The sequence below is a fragment of the Pseudomonas sp. R4-84 genome (genome assembly GCF_054130985.1).
The window spans coordinates 2628899-2650628 of record NZ_CP096390.1; the positions used below are offsets into that span (position 1 = coordinate 2628899).

Sequence of the window (21730 nt, forward strand, 5' to 3'; positions counted from 1 at the left end):
TCATTTCAGGACTTTTATGGACATGGAAAATCTGACACTGCGCTATTTCGACGCCGAGATGCGTTATTTGCGCGAGGCCGGCAAGGAATTCGCCGAGGCGTTCCCGGACCGGGCGGCATATCTCAATCTCGACAAGCCGGGGGCGCAAGACCCTTACGTAGAACGTTTGTTCGAGGGCTTTGCATTCTTGATGGGGCGCTTGCGGGAGAAGCTCGACGATGATCTGCCGGAGCTCACCGAAGGCTTGGTCAGCCTGCTGTGGCCGCATTACTTGCGGACCATACCGTCCCTGTCGATTATCGAGCTGGCGCCGGATCTTGCCTTGATAAAGCGCAGCGAACGGATCCCCAGAGGGTTCGAGATCCTGTCGCGCCCCATCGGGCCGCAGCACACCTGCTGTCGCTACACCACCACGCAAGACGTGACGTTACAGCCGCTGGCGTTGACAGTCGTGGCGCGCGACCACGAACCGGATGGCCGCTCGCTGCTGCGTTTGCGTTTTATCCGAAGCGCGTCCGTCCCTTGGTCACAAATCGACCTGAGCCGCTTGCCGCTGTACTTGAATGCCGATGCGCCACTGGCCAGCGCACTGCACCAAGCCCTGACCTTGAACAGGCAGGCAATGTATGTGCGCTTGCCAGGACAGTCGGATCGCAAGCCGGTGGACGGGTATTTCACCCCCAAGGGCTTTGGCGACGAGGATCGCCTGTGGCCCAAGGGCGACAGCGCTTTCAGCGGCTATCAACTGCTGCTTGAGTACTTCACGTTTCGTGAAAAATTCATGTTCGTCACCCTCTGTGGCCTTGAGCAACTGCCGCTTGAGTCCGGCGCGCCCTGGTTCGAGCTCGAAGTGGTGCTGTCCAAGCCCTGGCCGCAGAACTTCGACCTGAACCGTGAACATATTCGTCTGCACTCGGTGCCGGTGATCAACCTGTTCGTACTGGAGGCCGACCCGTTGGCGTTGGACCCCTTGCAAACAGATTACTTGCTGCGTCCGATGCGCTTGCAGGATAGCCATCTGGAAATCTATTCGGTGGACCAGGTGACCGCATCCAAAGGCGCCGAGCGCATGGACTACGTGCCGTTCACCAGTTTTCGCCATAAAGGCGGCATGCTGCGTGATGAGGCGCCGGAACGTTATTTCCATAGCCGCCTGAAGCGGGCCGCCAATGGGCTGTATGACACCTGGTTGATCCTGGGCGGAGAAGGCTTCGACGAGGATCGGCTGCATACCCACGCCAGCCTGTCGTTACACCTGATCGGCACCCACGGTCAGCTGCCACGCAAAGCGCTGCAGAGCACGGTGCTCGATACAGCGGTGCAAACCACCCAGTTCGGCCTGCGGGTGCGCAACCTGTGTGCGCCGACGTTGCCGTGCTATCCGCCAAACCGCGACCGTTTCCACTGGCGCATCCTGAGCCACCTGGGCTCCAATTTCTTGCCGATGCTCGACAGCGCAGAGGTGTTGCGCGGGACGTTGGCGTTGTATGACTGGACCGGCAGCGAGCAGAACCGGCGTCGCCTGGCGGCGATTGTCGAGGTGAACCATCACCTGGTCCAACGTTTTGAAAATGGCTTTTTGCTGCGCGGGGTGGATATTGAAATCACCTTGGATGCCCACGGCTTTTCGGGAGACGGCGATATCAGTCTGTTCGGTGAAATGCTCAACCGCTTTTTTGCGCTCTACGCCGACATTCATTTGTTCACCCAGCTCACGCTGATTCTTCAACCTACCGGAGCGTGCCTGCGATGGAACGAGAACCACAGCCAGCGCATTCCCGGTTGAACGCCGACGGTTTGCTGGACGCGTTGCGAGGGCGGGTGGCCGAGGCCAGCCTGTATCGTTTCTGCCAACTGTTGGAACAAACGCTGCCCGGCCGCCCTCTGCTTGGCAGCACCGCGCATCCGGCAGACGATCCCGTGCGCTTTCGACCCGATCCCGGCATGGGGTTTCCCGCCGGTGAGCTGAAGGGGATCGAAATCGACACGAACAACCCGCAACGTCCGGCTACGGTGCGCACCCGTCTGATGGGTTTGTACGGCCTAGATTCGCCAATGCCGACGGGGTTTGTGGATGACATCGCTCAACGCCGGGAGGGGCATGAGGCCCTGGAAGATTTCCTCGACATTTTCAATCACCGGATTTTCACTCAGTTCTATCGAATCTGGCGCAAGTACTCTTATCCAGCGACGTTTGCAGCGGGCGGCAGCGATGCGACATCGCAGTGCCTGTTCGGTTTGATCGGGCTGGGCATTCCCGGAACAGCGGAACGCGTCGCTACCCCAGTCTCCCGTTTCCTCGCGTTGCTCAGCGTCATGCGCCTGCCTACCCGCAACGCCGAAGGGATCGAGGCGCTCGTCAAGCTGCTTGCCGTCCATACCCAGGCACGGATAACCCCGCACCGGCCGCAGAAGATTCCCTTGCCGCAACCGGCCAGCCTGTGTCCGTCTTGCCCGGTACGCTTGTCCAAGGGCACGCCGCTGGGCAATGTCGGGCAAGACGTCAACAGCCAGCTGCACTTGGTGCTGTCCACCGACGACGCGCAGGAGGCCAATGACTGGTTGCCCGGCGGAGCGCTTCACCGCGACCTGCTTGTACTCCTGCGGGTGTACCTGGGATGGCGCTGCACCGCGACGCTGCAATTGACCATCGCGGTAAGCAGCCTGCCAACTCCGATACTGGGGCATCGGCAGATACGACTGGGAATGACCGGTGTGCTGGGCTTGGGTTCAGACACCTGGCAGCCGCGAGAACAGGACACCCTCACGATTAATATGGGCCGCTACCAGGGCCTTTCGACCAACCCACGGATCAGGGAAACACAACATGTCACATACCTTTATTAACCGGTTGGCACTGACGGTGCTGGTCGCTGCGCTTGGCGGGTGTGGAGCGGCGCAGACCGTCGAGCCGAGCACGGGGTTCACCACCGGGACGATGTTCCGTAAACAGGTCAAAACCTTGCACCTGGATTTCAACGCACGAACCGCGCTCAACACCGAAACCTCGGACATGAACGCCTTATCGCTGCCCACCTTGGTGCGGGTTTACCAGTTACGCGACAGTACCGCGTTGGAGCAGGCCACCTACGACGGGCTGGTGAACACAGACGACAACCTGTTCGACGGTGCATTGCTGGACAAACGCGCCGTGGTGGTGAAACCCGGGGCAGGGGCGCTGTTGAGCGTGCCCATGGACCCCCGCACGCGGGTAGTGGCGCTGGTGGGCTTGTTTCGAAGTCCAGACGCCGCGTTAGGCTCCTGGCGCCTGGTGCTGAGGCGCGAAGACCTGGACCCGGATCGGGCACGGCTCATCGAGATGGGGGCCAACCAACTGACGTTGCGCCCGTTGGCGAAGGACTGATCCATGACCGAGCCCAACCCTTCGCTCTATGAAATGCTGCTGCAAAACTTCAATGGTGAACTGGATTTGCATCGCGTCAGCGAGCAGGACCAGCACACGCTGTCGGTCCTGGACAACCTGCAACGCATCCTTAATAGCCGGGCCGGCAGCGTCAGCCATTTACCAGATTATGGACTTCCCGACATGGGAACCATTTTGCAGGGGCTACCGGCTACCGCCCATACGTTGATAAAGGCCATGACCCATACCCTGCTCAAATACGAACCGCGATTGACGGCGCTCGCCATCGAGCTACTGCCGCAATTAATGCCGGGGCATTTGGAGTGCGCCCTGGACGTGCAGTTGAAAGGAGGGCGCCGGGTAACTTTCGGTACCACGTTGGGACCGGAGGGCAAAGTCCTGATGCGTCACCTGAAGCGACAGAACCATGTGGCGGCAACGGGAACGGATAACGCAAGGCAAGCGCGATGAGCGCGTTGTTTGAAGTGCATGTTCGAATCGGTGGCGATCCGCGCGGCTATGCTGAGTTCGTCGCTTTGCGCGACGAGTTGGCCAGATTGGGCCATGGCGCCTGCCCAGACGTGGATTGGCAAAAAGTCGAGCAGTTATGCCTTGTGCTGCTGCAACTCAACGGTGCGGAGCTGCAAACCGTCAGCTTCTATGCGCTGGCTCGAAGCCAGCGTCACGGTTTGGACGGCATGGTCCAAGGCGTTCGATTGTTGAAGACGCTCAGCAGTCAATGGCCCAGCCTGTGGCCGCCGTCGGTGCGGGTGCGCCTGGATACGTTGGGGTGGTTGTTCGCACAGCTGCAAACGCTGCTGCGTGGCCTGGCGCTGACGACCAACGATCAGCGCGCGTTGCTTGAGCTCGATGGTGCGTTGGGCTGCCTGACTGAGCGGCTGGCGAGCTACGCATCCACGCCGCTGCCGGCTCTCCAGTCTCTGCGCCAGCAGGTCAACCAGCTGATCCAACGTTTGGAACGATGCGATCAACGTATCGAAGCGGCACTGCTTCCCATGGGAATGACAGAGCCGGCATTGGCGATACCCATTGTGGTCCTGCCCCCGCCGGACATGACCCATCGTAAGGGGCACTTTTCGCCATGGCTGTGCGGCGCGGCGCTCGTCTTCGCTCTCGTCGCAGGGGTTGTCGGGTGGCGGATGAGCGCGAGGTCAGCGTTGGTCTTGCCCGCTCCGGTGCAGTTGGACAGCCTGTCGCTGTTCGATGTCGGCAGTTCGCAGCTCAAGCCTGGTTCGACCGATACCTTGGTCAAGACCTTGGTGGATATCAAGGCCCAGCCAGACGGGTTGATCGTCATTTCAGGCCATACCGACGGGACAGGTTCATCGGAACAGAACCTGCAACTCTCAAACGCCCGTGCTGTTGCAGTGCGGGACTGGATGCAGCACGTGGGCAAAATCCCCGCCGGTTGCCTAGCCGTCCAGGGCGTCGCCGCCGGTCAGCCCATAGCTGGAGACGACACCGAAGCTGGGCGAAGGGCCAATCGGCGTGTCGGTATCCGCGTGGTGCCGCAAGTGGTGGCTTGTGAGTCTGCGTGGGGCGCGGGCAAGGGCGGCGCATCCCAGGGGATACCCCTTAAGTACTGAACTGATGTGCCGATACACGCTGGTAGACCCGATTTCGCCGGTGCTCCAACGGTATCCAACCAAGGATCTTCCAGGCGTCAGCGGGCCTGTCCCTTTGTGATTTTTTTTCAGGTTTGACCGGAATCGGACCTCAGGTAATGACCATGCCAGCCCACTCCAGGACCGAGTTGGAACAAGCCCTTGCCGCGTGCAAGGGCAGTTTTCTTTCCGTTGCCTTTTTCAGTTTTTTCGTTAATTTGCTGATGCTGGTTCCTTCGTTCTACATGTTGCAGGTCTACGACCGCGCGGTAGCCAGTGCCAGCCTGTCGACGCTATTGATGCTGACGCTGATCATGTTGCTGCTCATGACCACAATGGGTGGCCTGGAGTGGGTTCGCTCGCGGATCATGGTACGGATCAGTACGCGTCTGGACACGCTGCTAGGTCAGCGATTGTTCGACGCAAGTTTCAAGCAGGCGCTCAATTCCAGTGGCATGAACGCCACGGCCCAACCCGTGAGTGATTTGAATGGGTTGCGCCAGTTCTTGACGGGCAACGGCCTTTTCGCATTTTTCGACACGCCCTGGATTCCGATTTACCTGGCAGTCATGTTCATGTTCCATCCCTGGTACGGTTGGATGGGGTTATTGAGCGCGCTGTTGCTTGGGGCGCTGGCCTTCGCCAACGAGAAGCTCACCCACGCGCCGCTGCAGGCTGCCAACCGGGAACAGATGGCGGCCATGGCGTTTACCCATAAAAGCCTGCGCAACGCCGAAGTGGTCGAATCCATGGGCATGCTTACGAGCCTGCGTGACCAATGGAATGGGCAAACCTACAGGGTCCTGTCGCTGCAAAGCCTCGCCAGTGACCGTGGCACCACCGTTGCGGCGATTTCCAGGACGTTTCGGCAGGTCGTCCAATCGCTGGTCCTGGGCCTTGGCGCTTACCTGACGATCAATCACGAGATTTCCCCCGGGCTCATGATCGCTGGCTCGATTCTGCTAGGGCGCGCGCTGGCCCCTATCGATCAGCTGATTGGCGTATGGAAAGGCTTTTTGGGGGCGCGTTCGCAATATGCCCGGCTGCATGAATTGTTACTCAAGTTCGCCGCCGAACCTGAGCGCATGTCCCTGCCAATGCCCGAGGGGGCGATCCGTGTCGAGGGGCTTTCGGTAGGCTCGCCCAACGGCGGCAAGCCGATCATTCGTAGCGTGGGATTCGAGGTGCCGGCGGGGTCGGTGGTCGGCATCATTGGTCCCAGTGGCGCCGGCAAATCGACCCTGGCCAGGGCGCTGTTGGGGATATGGTCGGGCATGGCCGGTACGGTGCGCCTGGACGGCGCGGATATCAGCCAATGGCGCCGGGAGGAACTCGGCCCCTATGTGGGCTATCTGCCGCAGGACATTGAGCTGTTCGAGGGCACCATCAGCCAGAACATCTCCCGTTTCGGTCCGGTGGATGCGCCTGCGGTGGTCGCCGCCGCGCGCATGGCCGGGGTCCATGAGCTGGTGCTTCAACTGCCAGACGGCTACGACACCCTGATCGGTGCCAACGGCGGCGGGCTTTCCGGTGGTCAACGCCAGCGTATCGGCCTGGCTCGCGCCTTGTATGGAGAGCCGCGCCTCGTAGTGCTCGATGAGCCGAACTCCAACCTCGACGAAGCCGGAGAAAGAATGCTCGCCGAGGCGTTGCAAAAACTCAGGCAAAGCCGGGCGACCGTATTTGTCATCACCCACCGGCCAGGCGTGCTGGCGCAGGTCGACAAGCTGTTGGTCCTCAATCAAGGCGAATTGAGCCTCTTCGGGCCCCGGGACAGGGTGCTGGAACGGTTGCAAGGCGCTGCGTCGACGGCGAGGCAGGCCGGCGTCGTTGAACCGTCACAAACGGATGAGCGTTATGCAAAACAATAGTCACTCATCCGTGGACAGGGCTGAGCTGATGACCGATGACAAGCCCGTACGGCGCATCGGCTACGTTATGCTGCTGGTGACCTTCGGCCTGTTTGGCGGCTGGGCGACCTTCGCGCCGCTCGACAGCGCGGCATTGGCGCCGGGTGTGGTCACCGTCAAGAGCTATCGCAAGACGGTGCAGCATTTGGAAGGAGGCATTGTGCGCGAGCTGCGCGTGCGTGACGGCGATCTGGTGAAGGCGGGCGACGTGCTCCTGGTTCTGGACAACACCCAGGCCCGCTCGGAAATGGAAGCGATGCGCAGCCAACTGATCGCCGCCCTTGAACTCGAAGCCCGGTTGGTGGCTGAACGCGATGCTCTGCCCGAGCCGCTGCCTGTACCGACACTAGATCACGCCGATCCGCGTGTGCGCGAGGCGCGCGACAGCGAACGACGAATCTTCCAGGCTCGACGAACGTCGTTGCTTGGTGAGATTGCCTTGCAGGAAAAATCCATTGGCCAGATCCAGGAGCAGATTCGCGGGTACAAAGCCGTCGTGGCCAGCAAGCAAATGCTGGCGGCATCCTACCAGGACGAAATCGTCGACCTGCGTGCATTGTTGGCCGAGGGGTACGTGGACAAGCAGCGTCTGCGTGAGCAGGAGCGCAGCCTCTCTCGGTTGCAGGCGGAAATGGCAGAAAGCCAGTCCGAAAGCGCACGGGCCCGGGTTCAGGCCGACGAAGCGCAACTGAAAATCCTCCAGTTGAAAAAAACCTTCGCCACTGAGGTCGCGAGCCTGTTGGGCGATGCTCGGACCAAGGTCTATGAACTGCGCGAACGCTTGGCGACCCTGCAGGATCGCGACCAGCGCACCGAAATCCTCGCGCCCGAATCCGGCAGGGTCATGGGCATGGCGATACACACCCTGGGTGCCGTGGTCAGCCCGGGCACCGCGCTGCTGGATATCGTCCCGGCCAATGAAGAATTGATCGTCGAAGCACAGGTTTCGACAACGGACATCGACCGGATCAAGCCGGGCAAACTGGCGGGCATCCGGTTCAGCGCGTTCAACAGCAGCACGACGCCGGTCGTCGAAGGGCGGTTGATGCAGGTATCGGCCGATCGGCTGGTCAACAAGGACACTGGCGCCGCTTATTATCTGGCGCGCGTTGCCTTGACCGATGACGGGCGCCGGGCGCTCGGCGATCTTACGCTGGTGCCGGGCATGCCGGTCGAAGTGTTGATCAATACCGGGGCGCGGACGCTGCTGGAGTATTTGATTCAGCCGGCGAGTAACGCCTTCGCCCGTTCGCTGATCGAGGATTGAGATGAGGTCTCTGGTCGCGTTGTGCCTGATTGCCTGCTCACTTGGCGTCCTCGCCGACGATGGGGCGGCGTCCAGCTATACCGATTTGTGGCAATTGCACCAGGAAGCGCAAGGCGCCGATCCGCGTATCCTGCGGGCGCAAGCCTTGACTCGCAGCGGCGAGGGCAATGAGCGCGCCGCCTTCGGCCAATTGTTGCCGCAGCTCAACGCCAGCGGTAGCGTGAACCGCAGTCGGCGGGAGGACGAGCTGAGCCGTATCCAGTACAACGGCAAGCGCGTTGCCGTGATGCTCAACCAGGTGATCTACGACCCGCAGGTCTGGCGCAGTTACCAGCGATACGTGGAGTTGGCGCGCCAGAGCCAATACGAATCCGATGACACGCAGGTGCAGGCCAGCATTGACCTGTCCGAACGGTATTTTGCCGTGCTTGCGGCGGAAGACGAGCTGTCCCTGGTGCGTAGCGAATTGGACGCGACCGAACGCAACCTCAAGCGCGTCCACGCGTTGTATGCGCGCCAGATGGCAATGGTGACCGATACGCTCGACCTGGAGGCGCGGGTGGATGCACTCAAGGCTGACGAGATCGAGGCCAGGAACAAGGTCGAGGTCAGTCGCGAGGCCATCTCCGAACTGGTGGGGCGCGAGGTCCGGGAACCGTTCAAGCGTATTGCCGACAATCCGGTCTTCAGCCTGCCGGCGCAAGCTCAGGACTATTGGGTGCAGACGGCACTCGACAGCAACCCAGCGTTGCACGCCCGCGAACACAGTATCCGTGCCGCCGAGGCGGCGATCGGCGAGGCAAGGGCCGGCCATCTGCCTCGGCTGGGCCTGAATCTCACGGCGCAACGCAGCGACATCGGCTATGAAGGTGCGTTGGCGCCTCGCTCGGACAATCTCGTCGCGTCCCTCGACTTGCAGATGCCCCTCTACAGCGGCGGGTCCACCCGTGCCCGGGTGTCGAGTTCCGAAAGCGAAAAGGAGGTCGCGCAACAGGAGCTGGAAGCCTTGCGCCGCCAGGTCATCAAGGAAACCCGCACGGCGTACCTGGGCATGAGCGCCGAGCTCAGCCGGATCAAGGCAACGCGGCGCGCACTGGAGTCCGCCGAAAAATCCCGGATAGCCACTGAAAAGGCCTTCGCCTATGGCGTCAAGAATGCCGTGGACGTGCTGGACACCATCCAGGCTGAATTTCGTGCGCGGCGTGACTTTTTTCAATCCCAGTATCGCTTCGTAACCAGCCTGCTGGTCCTGCATCGCTGGAGCGGTCGGTTAGGGGAGCCGGACATCCGCAAGGCCAACGATTGGCTGGTTGCCCCAGCCTCTTCGGATGCGCGGTCGAAAAATAGTGGCTAACTAATATCAATGCCCTTGTTTCTCATGCAAAATAAACCACTTGTAGCGGCCGCATCCGGGAAAGGTCGCAGACAGTCCAAAGGAAGTTCGCATGCCCAGTCCGCTTGGTTATTCCTCCGTTTCGAACGCAAAACTGACCACCAACGCGCAGGTCAACAGCTTGCTGGTCGGTACTTATTGGAGCGGTAGTGCGACAGCAGGCACGTCCTTGACGTACAGCTTCATGACGGCGGATTCCTACTTCGCCAGTAACTACAGCAGTGAAAACGAATACCTGCTTGGCTACGCCGTAACGACGGAGCAGCAGGACGGCATTGTTCGTGCCGTCGACAGCTGGGGGGCGGTTGCCAACCTCCATTTCACCCAAGTCAGCGAGTCTGCTACCAACGTGGGTGACTTGCGGTTCGGCGGTTACCTGTGGATGGACGATGACACCGCAGCGTGGGGCTATTATCCCGGCCGCACGCCCAGCGCGGGCGATGTCTGGTTGGGGCCGATCACCAATGACCCCACCCCGGACGAGGGGTCCTACGACTACTTGGTCTTCATGCATGAGATCGGCCACGCGCTGGGCCTCAAGCATCCGTTCTCCAAGAGCCTGTCGAACCCGACGGTACTTTCCGCGCAATTCGATGACGTGCGCTACACCATCATGAGTTACAACAGCGCGTACTCCTACGAGCCGACGACACCCATGCTGCTGGACATCGCGGCGATCCAGAGCCTGTATGGCGCGAACAACCAATGGCAGACCGGTAACACCACGTATAGCTGGACGACTGGCCAATCGGTTTTCGAGACGATCTGGGACGCGGGCGGCAACGACACCATCGACGCGAGCAACCAGGCGGGGGCGGTGCGTATCAACCTGAACGAGGGCCAATTCAGCAAGATCGGCCAGGCCTTCCTCAACACCAAGACCGGCGCTGCCTTCAATGAAGGATTGGCGATCGCCTACGGCGCGAAGATCGAAAACGCTATCGGCTCGGCCAATGACGACACGCTGATCGGCAATGCGCTCGGCAACCTCCTGGATGGCCGCGGCGGTAGGGACGTCATGACCGGTGGCGCCGGTAACGATACCTACGTGGTCGACGATTCCAGGGACACCATCAGCGAAACCAGCACCCTGGCGACCGAAATCGACACGGTACGTTCCTCCTTGAGCTGGAGCCTGGGCGCCAATCTGGAGAACCTCACGCTGACGGGTATCGCCAACCTCAATGGCTCCGGCAACGCATTGAGCAACGTATTGACCGGCAACGCCGGAAACAATGTCCTGGACGGTGGGGCCGGTCGAGACACGCTGGTTGGTGGCGCCGGAAACGATAGTTATGTGATCGATAACGTAAATGACAGCGTCGTCGAGCTTGCCGACGGTGGTATCGACCTGGTTCGCACCGCAGTCACCCATACCTTGTCGGCCAATGTCGAGAACGGGCAGCTGCTCGGTGTCGCGGCCCTCAATCTCGTCGGTAACGCGCTGAATAACAGCCTGGTCGGCAATGCTGCCGCCAATGTGCTCAATGGCCTGGGCGGCGCGGATACCCTGGACGGTGGCGCCGGCAACGATACCTACTACGTCGACAACGCCGGCGATACGGTCATCGAGCGAGGCGCCTCCCTGACCGAGATCGACAGCGTTATTTCGACCGTCAACTTCGCCTTGGGCACCAACGTTGAAAACCTGACGTTGAGCGGTGCCGGCAGCATCAATGGCAGCGGCAATGCACTGAACAACCGCATCACGGGCAATGCCGGCGCCAACATCCTGGACGGTGGCCTCGGTATCGACACGCTCGTTGGCGGCACCGGCAGCGACACCTACGTGGTCGACAACCTCAAGGATGTCGTCAGCGAAACCAGCACCCTGGCCAGCGAAATCGACAGCGTACGTGCTTCGGTCAACTGGGTGCTTGGCGCGAATCTGGAAAACCTCACCCTGACCGGTATCGCCGCCATCAACGGCAGCGGCAATGCGCTTAACAACGTACTGACCGGCAACGCCGGCGCCAACGTGCTGAACGGCCTCGCCGGACGCGACACGTTGATCGGCGGTGATGGCAACGACATCTATATGCTCGATAACACAGGCGACAGCGTCGTTGAACTCGCCGACGAGGGGCGCGACGTCGTGCGTACGACAGTCAGCCATGCGTTGACGGCCAACGTCGAGGACGGTCAGTTGCTCGGCGCCGCCGCGCTCAGTCTCACCGGCAACGCGCTGGGCAACAGCCTGACCGGCAACGCCGCCGCCAACACCCTCAACGGCCTGGACGGTGCGGACATCCTCGATGGCGGCGCCGGCATCGACACCCTGATCGGGGGAACCGGCAACGACACCTACGTGGTGGACAACCTCAGGGACGTCATCAGCGAAACCAGCAGCCTCGCCAGCGAGATCGACACCGTGCGTTCCTCGGTGAGCTGGAGCCTGGGTGCCAATCTGGAAAACCTAACGCTTACCGGTGCTGCCGCGATCAACGGAAGCGGCAACGCCTTGGAAAACGTACTGATTGGCAACGCGGCCGGCAATGTCTTGAACGGCGGGGCAGGCGCGGACCAACTCGACGGCGGTGCCGGCAACGATACCTACCACGTCGACAACGCCGGCGATACGGTCATCGAGCGAGGCGCCTCCCTGACCGAGATCGACAGCATTATTTCGACCGTCAACTTCGCCTTGGGCGCCAACCTTGAAAACCTGACGTTGAGCGGTGCCGGCAGCATCAATGGCAGCGGCAATGCACTGAACAACCGCATCACGGGCAATGCCGGCGCCAACATCCTGGACGGTGGCCTCGGTATCGACACGCTCGTTGGCGGCACCGGCAGCGACACCTACGTGGTCGACAACCTCAAGGATGTCGTCAGCGAAACCAGCACCCTGGCCAGCGAAATCGACAGCGTACGTGCTTCGGTCAACTGGGTGCTTGGCGCGAATCTGGAAAACCTCACCCTGACCGGTATCGCCGCCATCAACGGCAGCGGCAATGCGCTGAACAACGTACTGACCGGCAACGCCGGCGCTAACGTGCTGAACGGCCTCGCCGGACGCGACACGTTGGTCGGCGGTGATGGCAACGACATCTATATGCTCGATAACACAGGCGACAGCGTCGTTGAACTCGCCGACGAGGGGCGCGATGTCGTGCGTACCACGGTCAGCCATGCGTTGGCGGCCAACGTCGAGGACGGTCAGTTGCTCGGCGCCGCCGCGCTCAGTCTCACCGGCAACGCGCTGGGCAACAGCCTGACCGGCAACGCCGCCGCCAACACCCTCAACGGCCTGGACGGTGCGGACATCCTCGATGGCGGCGCCGGCATCGACACCCTGATCGGGGGAACCGGCAACGACACCTACGTGGTGGACAACCTCAGGGACGTCATCAGCGAAACCAGCAGCCTCGCCAGCGAGATCGACACCGTGCGTTCCTCGGTGAGCTGGAGCCTGGGTGCCAATCTGGAAAACCTAACGCTTACCGGTGCTGCCGCGATCAACGGAAGCGGCAACGCCTTGGAAAACGTACTGATTGGCAACGCGGCGAATAATGTATTGAACGGCGCGGCTGGCAATGATCGGATCGACGGCGGCGCAGGCAACGACACGCTGATGGGCGGAGCGGGGACGGACACCCTCACCGGCGGCACCGGAGCCGATCGTTTTGTATTCAGTTCGTTGAGCGACCTGGGCAAGGACGGTGCTGGCGACGTCATCCTCGATTTCAGCCGCCTGCAAGGCGACAAGATCGACCTGTCGAAACTGGACGCGAATGCCCTGACGCCGGTGTTCAACAAGTTCAGCTTCATCGACGCGAGTGAGTTCACCGGGGCAGGGCAGTTACGCTTCGTTGATCATGTGTTGTATGGCAACGTAAACGGCGACCTCAACGCCGATTTCGAAATCCAGTTGGTCGGCGTGAATACCTTCAATAGCGGCGATCTGGTCGCTTGATAAGAAAGCGGTTTAGGACCCACGGCAGTCGCGGGTCCCGAACCGCTCTCCCTGCTTGGAACCACCTTAACGGAATGTTCAGCCGAGGCTGCGTGGCGGCAGGATGACGGCTGTCCGTGTGTTTGTCGGACTTGCCTAGATTAGATGTCGATCAAAATCAAAACTGTTGACGGCTATGATTATGCTCATCATCATAGAGCTACCCCGACACGTATCGATGTCGGGGCCGACCCAGTTGCCGAGGAACACTCCATGACGATCCACAAACCCGTAGCCTTGGTGACCGGCGCTTCTTCCGGTATCGGCGAAGCCATTGCCAACTCCCTCGTAGCGGCCGGCTATCAGGTATACGGCACCAGCCGGCGCGGAGCCCGGGCCGATCATCAGGCGTATGAGATGCTGGCACTCGACGTGACCGACGATGCCTGCGTCGAGGCCGCGGTTGCGCAGTTGATGCAGTTGGAAGGGCGTATCGACCTGCTGGTCAACAACGCCGGTTTCGGGCTCGCCCCGGCCGCCGCCGAAGAGAGCTCGATCGACCAGGCCAAGGCGATCTTCGATACCAATTTCCTCGGTGTTGTGCGAATGACGCGCGCCGTTGTGCCGCATATGCGTCGCCAGGGTGTCGGTCGCATCATCAACATCGGTTCCATACTCGGCGTGGTATCCGTGCCCTATGTGGCGCTGTACGTGGCGAGCAAGCACGCGGTGGATGGCTATTCCCAAGCCCTTGATCATGAATTACGGACCCATGGGATCCGGGTCGTCGTCATCGAGCCCGGTTATACCAAGACATCATTCGAGAGCAACAGCCTGCAGGCTGACGCTAAGCTGGACCTGTACGAGGATATCCGGGGTAAGGTAACCAAGGTCGTCAATCACGCAATGGCCACGGCCGAGGGGCCCGATGTGGTCGCTGACGTGGTGCTCAAGGCCGCTCGCGCCGAGCGTCCGAAGTTGCGTTACACCGCCGGCAAGGCGGCAGCACAATTGCAGTTCATGCGCCGCTTCGCGCCGGCGGGCATGCTGGATACCGGTATCCGCAAGGCGATGCAACTGGCGTGAATCTGCTCAACCGGGCCCACGACATTCGCCGCTCAAATGCACAGGAAAACAACCATGACCTTCAAAGCGCTGCTTGCCACCAAAACCGATGAAACCATGTCGACCGGCCTGGTCGACTTCACCGAAGAAGACCTGATGCCCGGTGATGTCACCGTCGCTATCGAATATTCCACGGTGAACTACAAAGATGCCATGGCCCTCAGTGGCCGCTCGCCGGTGATCCGCCAGTTCCCGTTGATTCCCGGCATCGACTTCGCCGGAATCGTTGAAAGCTCCAGCCACGCAGGTTTCCAGGCTGGCGACCGGGTACTGCTGAACGGTTGGGGGCTGAGCCAGACGCACCACGGCGGTTTCGCCCAGAAGGCCCGGGTGAGTGGTGACTGGCTCGTGAAGGTTCCGGACGTATTCTCGACCCGCCAAGCCATGGCCATTGGCACGGCGGGCTACACCGCGATGCTCAGCGTGCTGGCGCTGGAACACGGCGGCCTGGCGCCCGATGGGGGCGATATCCTGGTGACCGGCGCCAACGGCGGCGCGGGCTCGGTGGCGATAGCGCTGTTGTCGGGGCTGGGCTATCGGGTGATCGCGTCGACTGGACGCCTGGAAGAAGCCGACTATCTGCGTGACCTGGGCGCTGCAGAGGTGATTGATCGGCGCACCCTGTCGGAGCCGGGCGCACCGATTGCCAAGGAGCGTTGGGCGGGCGTCATCGACTCGGTCGGTAGCCATACCTTGGCCAATGCCCTGGCCCAGACCCGATACCGCGGGGTCGTCGCCGCCTTCGGCCTCGCCCAGGGCGCGGATCTGCCGGGGTCGGTGCTGCCTTTCATCCTGCGCAACGTGACCCTGGCCGGTATCGACTCCGTGAATGCGCCGCAGGCTGTCCGTTTGCAGGCATGGTCGCGTCTGGCCCGGGATCTGGATGTGGACAAGCTTGCTCGCACCACGCAGCTTGTCGGCCTGGCGCAAGTGCCGGAAGTCGCGGCTCGGGTGCTGCAAGGGCAGGTTCGCGGGCGCACGGTCGTGGATGTGAATGCTTGAGCGAAAGGACAAGCCAGCATTTATTAGCGGAGCGTTACAAGCATTCGGATGCCACACGCTGTAGCGGTTTCGCGCAAAAATTAATGAACATTTGCAGCGCTGGGATATCGATTCTGTAACTGAACATTTCCGTGTGGGCATTCGGTCTCTAGCTTCGTTGGGCCACTGTCCGGGCGGTCAGTCGGCCAACGGGGCGAGTTTCCATGAATGGCAGATACCAGTGCAGCGTCGAGTACAACGGTCGCACCCTCAGGGGTGACGCTGACCAGCCGCTGATCGATTTCTTGGCAGAGCACGGCATCGACCTGCCTCACGTCTGCTATCACCGCGCCCTCGGGCCGATCCAGACCTGCGATGTCTGTTGGATCGAGCATGATGGCGAGTTGGTCCGCGGGTGCGCGCTGCGTTCCGCCGACGGCATGAAGCTGATGAGCGAAACGCCTCGCGTGAAGGCGGCGCAGGAAGAAGGCATGGACCGGATCCTTGCCAAGCACGAGCTTTATTGCACGGTCTGCGAGCACAACACCGGTGACTGCACGCTGCACAATACCGTCGCCGACATGAACCCCGTGATCCAGCGCTACAAATACCAGCGCAAGCCCTACAGCAAGGACCACTCGAACCCGTTTTATACCTACGATCCCGATCAATGCATCCTGTGCGGGCGTTGCGTGGAAGCGTGCCAGAACGTCGAGGTCAATGAAACGCTGAGCATCGATTTCACCCAGGAGCATCCAAGGGTGTTGTGGGATGGCGGAACCAAGATAGAGGGTTCCAGTTGTGTGAGCTGCGGTCATTGCGTCACGGTTTGCCCCTGCAACGCGTTGCTCGAAAAAACCATGCAGCCGGATGCCGGACCGTTGACGTCGATGCCCGAGGACATCAAGCGGCCGCTCATCGACGCGGTGAAGACGATCGAGAATACGATCGGTGCGCCGCCCATTACCGCTATTTCCGTCATGGACATGCACTGGCGCCAGCCTGAAATCAAACGCACCAAGACCGTGTGCACCTATTGTGGCGTGGGCTGCTCGTTCGAAATGTGGACTCGCGACCGCACGCTGCTCAAGGTGCAGCCAGTGGTGAACGCACCGGCGAACGGCATTTCCACGTGTATCAAGGGCAAGTTCGCCTGGGATTTCGTGAACAGCGAGAAACGCCTGACGACGCCGCTGATCCGGGAAAACGGCCGGTTTCGTGAAGCGAGCTGGGACGAGGCGCTGACCTTGGTCGCGGGCCGTCTTCTGGCCATAAAACGTGAGCACGGCGCCGATGCCATCGGCTTCATTGGCTCCAGCAAGGCCAGCAATGAAGAAGCTTACCTGACGCAGAAAATCGCTCGCCTGATCATCGGCACCAATAGCGTCGACAACTCTTCACGCTACTGCCAGAACCCCGCGACACAGGGGTTGTTCCGCACGGTCGGTTACGGCGGTGACGCCGGCACGATCACCGATCTTGAGCAGGCGGACCTCATCGTCCTGGTGGGCAGCAACCTGGCGGAGAACCATCCGGTTATCGCTTCGAAAATCAAGGCCGCGCGCAAGCATCGAGGGCAAAAACTGCTGGTGGTCGATCCACGCAAGCATGAAATGGCGGAGCGCGCCGACCTGTTCCTGCAGATCAGGTCGAGCACCGACATAGTCTGGGCCAGCGCCATGTCGCGTTACCTGTTCGATCATGGCATGGCGGACGCGGCATTCCTGGAAGCGCGGGTGAATCAGGTGGACGAGTACCGACGCTCCCTGGAACCCTTTACCCTGCCATTCGCGTCGCAGGTCACCGGGTTGTCGGAGGCGGATCTGGTCAGCGCCGCGAACATGATCGGCAACGCCAAACGGGTCTGCCTGCTCTGGGCAATGGGCATTACCCAGCATAGCCATGGGGCCGACACGAGCACCGCACTGTCCAATCTCTTGTTGGTTACCGGCAACTATGGCCGCCCCGGAACCGGCGGTTATCCGATGCGGGGCCATAACAACGTCCAGGGGGCCAGCGACTTCGGGTGTTTGAAGAACGTCTATCCCGGTTATGAAAAAGTCACTGACGAAGCGGTTCGAGCCAAGTGGGCGAAGGCCTGGGGTGTGGCGCCGGAACGACTGTCCAACAAGGTCGGTGAAGACAACTTCCTGATGGTTCAGCATGCCGCCGAGCAGAAGATAAAAGCCATGTATGTGATCGGTGAAGAGACGGCGTTTTCCGACGCCGACACTGAAAACGTGCATGAGGCTTTCAGAAAACTCGATTTCATGGTCGTGCAGGACATTTTCTTCAGCCGCACCGCGCAGTTCGCCGACGTCGTGCTGCCAGGTTGCCCAAGCGTTGAGAAGGAGGGCACCTTCGTCAACACCGAGCGGCGGATCCAACGTTTTCATGAGGTTTTTCCGCCGCTGGGCAACAGCCTGCCGGACTGGCGCATCCTGACCGATCTGGCCAAGCGAATGGGCCATGACTGGGGATACGAGCATCCCTCGCAGATCTTCGCGGAGGTGGCCGGTATCGCCACCCTGTTCGCCGGCGCCAGCTATGAGCGCCTGGACGGTTGGAAATCTCTCCTCTGGCCAGTACAGCCGGATGGCACCGATACCCCGTTGCTCTATACCGACCGGTTCCACACCGACGACGGCAAAGCCGTGTTGTACCCGCTGGAGTGGAAACCTCCGGCGGAAGCGCCCGACAGCGAATTCGACCTGATGCTGGACAACGGACGCATGCTGGAGCATTTCCAGGGCAACAACCAGACGGGACGTGGCGACCGTGTCGATTCGTTGTCACCTCATTGGTACGTCGAAATCAGTCCCGAGCTTGCAGCCGAGCGGGGTATCCAGGATGGGACCCAGGTGCGGATCACTTCTCGCCGTGGTTCGGTCACGGTGCCGGTTCTGATCACCGATCGAGTGCGCGGCAAGGTGCTGTTCATGCCGATTCACCAGGGCAAGCCCGGCATTAATGAACTCACCGGGGAACATCATGATCCAGACGTCAACACGCCGGCCTACAAGGAAACCGCTGTGAAGATGACGATCCTGAAGGATCCCCCTCCGCAATCGACATTGCCGCGCGGCAATTTCCGAAACGGCCATAGGACACCGAACAATGGCGTGGCTGTTGAGGTGAAGTGGGCCAGAGACGACTACGCGCCGATCGACGCACCGGCGCCCCATCCGGAGAGGTTTTGATGGCCGAACCTATTGATTACGACGTAAAACCAAGCAAGACCGAGCCTGACGCGCAGGATGAACTCGATCGTCTGGTCCAGAGCCTCCATGAACACGGCGTGCTGCGCATGGCCAATGACCTGGTCTGTGCCAACACGGCGATTGCCAAAGTGCTGGTTGATGGCCTGAACAAGGAAGGCACGCTCAACGTCATTCAGAACCTGTCGATCCTGGCGATGGCACTGTCCCGCGTGCCGCCCGATGAATTCTACCGGTTGGTCTTCGCGCTGAAGGATGCCGGCGCTGCGGTCAGTCAATGGACCGCGCCCAACAACGACGACGTCGCGCCAGGCGTGCGGGGCGCATACCGTTTGCTGCATGACGAATCGCTTTGGCGCGCGATCTTGCCGCTCCTGGAGGGCTTGAAAGCGATGGGTGAGGGCATGAAGAGGCCGATCGATAAACCGATCAGTCAATTCTGCGGCAAACCCAGCGGCGCTTGAGCGGGGCCTGCCCATGGAATCGATGGATTCGGCGTTGATGCTGGCGCGCTACCAGTTTGCGTTCACCATTAGCTTCCACATCGTGGTTGCCGCATTTTCCATCGGCCTGGCCAATTACCTGATGGTGCTGGAAGCCCTCTGGCTGTGGCGAAAGCGTCAGGTCTATATGGACGTCTACCGATTCTGGCTGAAGATATTCGCCTTGACGGTCGCCGTGGGCACGGCATCAGGGCTGGTCATGGAGTTCGAGTTCGGGACCAACTGGAGCGCGCTGGCCAGCCGGGCGGGGGGCATCCTCGGGCCTCTGATGTTCTATGAAGTCATGGTCGCGTTTTTCCTGGAAGCAGGCTTCATCGGGGTCATGCTGTTTGGCATGAATAAAGTCGGGCCGCGCCTGCACTTCCTGTCTACATGCGCGGTGGCCGTCGGCTCGTTGTTCAGTGCATTCTGGATACTGTCAGCCAATTCCTGGATGCACACACCGGCAGGCTTCAGCATTGCCGGCGATGGCCGGTTCGTGCCCGAAGACTGGCTGCAGATCATATTCAACCCCTCGTTTCCCTACCGTATGGTGCACATGAGCATCGCCGCCTTTCTCGGCACGGCCACCCTCGTGGGCGGCGCGGGCGCGTGGCACTTGCTGCGCGACAATACCCACGCGCCTGCGCGAGTGATGTTCTCAATGGCACTGTGGATGGCGGCCGTGGTCGGGCCTATCCAGCTCGTCGCGGGGGACCTGCACGGCGAAAATACCCGAGATCACCAGCCGCAGAAGCTGGCCGCGATGGAAGGTTCCTGGCGACGCCCGGAAGCCGGCCAGGGCGAGCCGCTCAGGTTGTTTGCGATACCGGACCAGGCCAACCGCAGGAATGATTTCGAACTGGCGATACCCCATCTCGGCTCGCTTTATCTGCGCCACGACTGGACCGGCACCATACAGAGCCTTGATGAGTTCGCGCCCGAAGACATTCCGCCCGTGGCCGTGGTCTTTTTCGCGTTTCGTATCATGGTGGGCATCGGCTTGCTGATCGTGGCCATGGGTATCGCCAGTCTCTTCTTGCGTTGGCGCGGCGGTCTGTTCGAGTGTGGATGGCTGATGCGCTGTGCGGTGTTCATGGCCCCGGCCGGGTTCGTAGCGATGGTTTGCGGATGGGTGGTTACCGAAGTCGGGCGCCAGCCATTCACGGTCTATGGCTTGATGCGCACCGTTCACAGCAGCTCGCAGCAACCGCTCTCATTCGTCCTGGGCAGCACACTCGCCCTGGTGATCCTGTACCTGCTGGTTTTCGGCCTGGGGCTGTTTTACCTGATACGCGCCATCAACCGACTGCCGGCAACTTCAACGGATGCCGACGACCAAGCCAGCGCAACGCAGGGGAAATCGTGATGTTCATCTCTGAAGCGCTGTTACCCAATCTGTCGGCCGCCGCAATTGCCTTTACCATCATCACCTACGTGATTCTGGACGGCACCGACCTGGGCGTCGGCATCCTCTTCGCGACCCGCCACAACCCCGACGATAAGCAGATCATGGTCAATTCCATCCTGCCGATCTGGGACGGGAACGAAACCTGGCTGGTGCTCGGTGGCGGCGGTTTGCTCGCGCTTTTTCCCGTGGCTTACAGCGTCTTGTTTTCCGCCCTGTATATCCCGGTGATTGCGATGCTGCTGGCATTGATTGTCAGGGCCGTCGCGTTGGAGTTCCGGGCCGACGCGCCTGCACGGGTGAAGCGCTGGCTCGACGTCAGCCTCGTGACCGGCTCGTTGATCGCAACGCTTTGCCAGGGTGTCATCATGGGCAGCGTGGTACAGGGAATCGATCACCACGAGGGCCGGTTCGCCGGAAACGGTTGGGAGTGGTTGAGTGCATTTGCGCTGGCGTGTGGCGTGGTGCTGGTGATTGGCTACGCACTGCTTGGCAGTTGCTGGCTGTTCTGGCGAACCGAAGGCGCGCTGCAAGCGGCGGCCAGAAGGCAGGCGCGATGGCTGGGGTGGCTGACACTGGCAGGCATTGCAATCATTGTGGTGTGGACCAGCGAGTTGGCGCCGTCCTATCGAGACCATCTTCTTGAATCGAACCTGAGCCCGGCGCTTCTGCTTGTTCAGTGCGCGTTGCTGGTCGGGTTTTACCGGGCTTTTTCCAGCCGATACCATTTCCTTCCGTTGTTTGCGGTATTGGGATGGTTTGGCACGGCGTTCGCTGCCGCGATCATTACCCTCTATCCGTTAATCCTGCCGCCGTCGCTGGCGATCAGCCAAGCGTCTGCTCCCGCTTCGAGCCAAGGGTTCATGCTCGTGGGATTCGCGGTGCTGGTGCCGGTAACGCTGGCCTACAACACGTGGGGGTTCTGGGTGTTTCGCGGTAAGGTCAAAGCGCAGTACTTCCCAGACCGATAAAGCCTGTCTTCATTTCCCGTCCCCGAATGGTGTGTCGACTAGTTTGTAGACATGCATGTCGAGCGCGGGATTGCTACGGCATTGCCATTGC

General features: G+C 60.9%; 15 protein-coding genes. All 15 read left to right on the plus strand.

All coding sequences use genetic code 11. From position 1 onward, the window contains the following. Positions 1-16: 16 nt before the first annotated feature. A complete protein-coding gene (tssF, locus tag M1D68_RS12040) occupies positions 17-1786 on the plus strand; it encodes a type VI secretion system baseplate subunit TssF (RefSeq protein ID WP_457970493.1) in 1770 nt (589 codons plus the stop codon). Continuing rightward, on the plus strand, positions 1750-2847 hold the full coding sequence (tssG, locus tag M1D68_RS12045) for a type VI secretion system baseplate subunit TssG (protein WP_457970495.1): 1098 nt from the start codon (positions 1750-1752) through the stop codon (positions 2845-2847). The genes tssF and tssG overlap by 37 nt, the downstream gene beginning before the upstream one ends. Then, the gene (gene tssJ, locus M1D68_RS12050) at positions 2828-3364 is read left to right on the plus strand and encodes a type VI secretion system lipoprotein TssJ (protein WP_457970497.1); all 537 of its coding nucleotides are present in this window, start codon (positions 2828-2830) and stop codon (positions 3362-3364) included. Before tssG ends, tssJ begins: the two co-directional genes overlap by 20 nt. A gap of 3 nt (positions 3365-3367) precedes the next feature. After that, on the plus strand, positions 3368-3835 hold the full coding sequence (tssE, locus tag M1D68_RS12055; protein WP_457970498.1) for a type VI secretion system baseplate subunit TssE: 468 nt from the start codon (positions 3368-3370) through the stop codon (positions 3833-3835). After that, positions 3832-4971, plus strand: coding sequence for an OmpA family protein (locus M1D68_RS12060; RefSeq protein WP_457970500.1), 1140 nt, complete (start codon positions 3832-3834; stop codon positions 4969-4971). Before tssE ends, M1D68_RS12060 begins: the two co-directional genes overlap by 4 nt. A gap of 143 nt (positions 4972-5114) precedes the next feature. After that, a complete protein-coding gene (locus M1D68_RS12065; protein WP_420767922.1) occupies positions 5115-6860 on the plus strand; it encodes a type I secretion system permease/ATPase in 1746 nt (581 codons plus the stop codon). Further along, complete coding sequence (locus M1D68_RS12070; RefSeq protein ID WP_457970502.1) at positions 6847-8166, plus strand: HlyD family type I secretion periplasmic adaptor subunit; 1320 nt, start codon at positions 6847-6849, stop codon at positions 8164-8166. The genes M1D68_RS12065 and M1D68_RS12070 overlap by 14 nt, the downstream gene beginning before the upstream one ends. Before the next feature lies 1 nt (position 8167). Then, positions 8168-9520 (plus strand): TolC family protein, encoded by a 1353-nt coding sequence (locus tag M1D68_RS12075; RefSeq protein WP_434563970.1) that lies wholly within the window; start codon positions 8168-8170, stop codon positions 9518-9520. A gap of 91 nt (positions 9521-9611) precedes the next feature. Next, complete coding sequence (locus M1D68_RS12080) at positions 9612-13475, plus strand: M10 family metallopeptidase C-terminal domain-containing protein (RefSeq protein ID WP_457970504.1); 3864 nt, start codon at positions 9612-9614, stop codon at positions 13473-13475. Positions 13476-13727: 252 nt separating this feature from the next. Beyond that, positions 13728-14540, plus strand: a complete 813-nt coding sequence (locus M1D68_RS12085) for an oxidoreductase (RefSeq protein ID WP_457970506.1) — start codon at positions 13728-13730, stop codon at positions 14538-14540. Between the two features lie 54 nt (positions 14541-14594). Further along, complete coding sequence (gene acuI, locus M1D68_RS12090) at positions 14595-15581, plus strand: acrylyl-CoA reductase (NADPH) (RefSeq protein WP_457970508.1); 987 nt, start codon at positions 14595-14597, stop codon at positions 15579-15581. Positions 15582-15784: 203 nt separating this feature from the next. After that, positions 15785-18760 carry a formate dehydrogenase subunit alpha gene (gene fdhF / locus M1D68_RS12095; protein WP_457970509.1) on the plus strand — a complete coding sequence of 992 codons (2976 nt, stop codon included), beginning with the start codon at positions 15785-15787 and terminating at the stop codon, positions 18758-18760. Further along, positions 18760-19242, plus strand: coding sequence for a helical membrane plugin domain-containing protein (locus tag M1D68_RS12100; protein ID WP_434651023.1), 483 nt, complete (start codon positions 18760-18762; stop codon positions 19240-19242). The genes fdhF and M1D68_RS12100 overlap by 1 nt, the downstream gene beginning before the upstream one ends. 13 nt (positions 19243-19255) lie before the next feature. Next, the gene (locus tag M1D68_RS12105; RefSeq protein WP_457970511.1) at positions 19256-20629 is read left to right on the plus strand and encodes a cytochrome ubiquinol oxidase subunit I; all 1374 of its coding nucleotides are present in this window, start codon (positions 19256-19258) and stop codon (positions 20627-20629) included. Beyond that, positions 20629-21639: a cytochrome d ubiquinol oxidase subunit II gene (gene cydB / locus M1D68_RS12110; RefSeq protein WP_457970513.1), complete on the plus strand. Its 1011-nt coding sequence runs from the start codon at positions 20629-20631 to the stop codon at positions 21637-21639. Before M1D68_RS12105 ends, cydB begins: the two co-directional genes overlap by 1 nt. Positions 21640-21730 lie beyond the last annotated feature (91 nt).

Bases quoted from the DNA above. Each gene is read 5' to 3' on its own strand.
- tssF (WP_457970493.1), top strand. From the start codon at position 17: ATGGACATGGAAAATCTGACACTGCGCTATTTCGACGCCGAGATGCGT.
- tssG (WP_457970495.1), top strand. From the start codon at position 1,750: ATGGAACGAGAACCACAGCCAGCGCATTCCCGGTTGAACGCCGACGGT.
- tssJ (WP_457970497.1), top strand. From the start codon at position 2,828: ATGTCACATACCTTTATTAACCGGTTGGCACTGACGGTGCTGGTCGCT.
- tssE (WP_457970498.1), top strand. From the start codon at position 3,368: ATGACCGAGCCCAACCCTTCGCTCTATGAAATGCTGCTGCAAAACTTC.
- M1D68_RS12060 (WP_457970500.1), top strand. From the start codon at position 3,832: ATGAGCGCGTTGTTTGAAGTGCATGTTCGAATCGGTGGCGATCCGCGC.
- M1D68_RS12065 (WP_420767922.1), top strand. From the start codon at position 5,115: ATGCCAGCCCACTCCAGGACCGAGTTGGAACAAGCCCTTGCCGCGTGC.
- M1D68_RS12070 (WP_457970502.1), top strand. From the start codon at position 6,847: ATGCAAAACAATAGTCACTCATCCGTGGACAGGGCTGAGCTGATGACC.
- M1D68_RS12075 (WP_434563970.1), top strand. From the start codon at position 8,168: ATGAGGTCTCTGGTCGCGTTGTGCCTGATTGCCTGCTCACTTGGCGTC.
- M1D68_RS12080 (WP_457970504.1), top strand. From the start codon at position 9,612: ATGCCCAGTCCGCTTGGTTATTCCTCCGTTTCGAACGCAAAACTGACC.
- M1D68_RS12085 (WP_457970506.1), top strand. From the start codon at position 13,728: ATGACGATCCACAAACCCGTAGCCTTGGTGACCGGCGCTTCTTCCGGT.
- acuI (WP_457970508.1), top strand. From the start codon at position 14,595: ATGACCTTCAAAGCGCTGCTTGCCACCAAAACCGATGAAACCATGTCG.
- fdhF (WP_457970509.1), top strand. From the start codon at position 15,785: ATGAATGGCAGATACCAGTGCAGCGTCGAGTACAACGGTCGCACCCTC.
- M1D68_RS12100 (WP_434651023.1), top strand. From the start codon at position 18,760: ATGGCCGAACCTATTGATTACGACGTAAAACCAAGCAAGACCGAGCCT.
- M1D68_RS12105 (WP_457970511.1), top strand. From the start codon at position 19,256: ATGGAATCGATGGATTCGGCGTTGATGCTGGCGCGCTACCAGTTTGCG.
- cydB (WP_457970513.1), top strand. From the start codon at position 20,629: ATGTTCATCTCTGAAGCGCTGTTACCCAATCTGTCGGCCGCCGCAATT.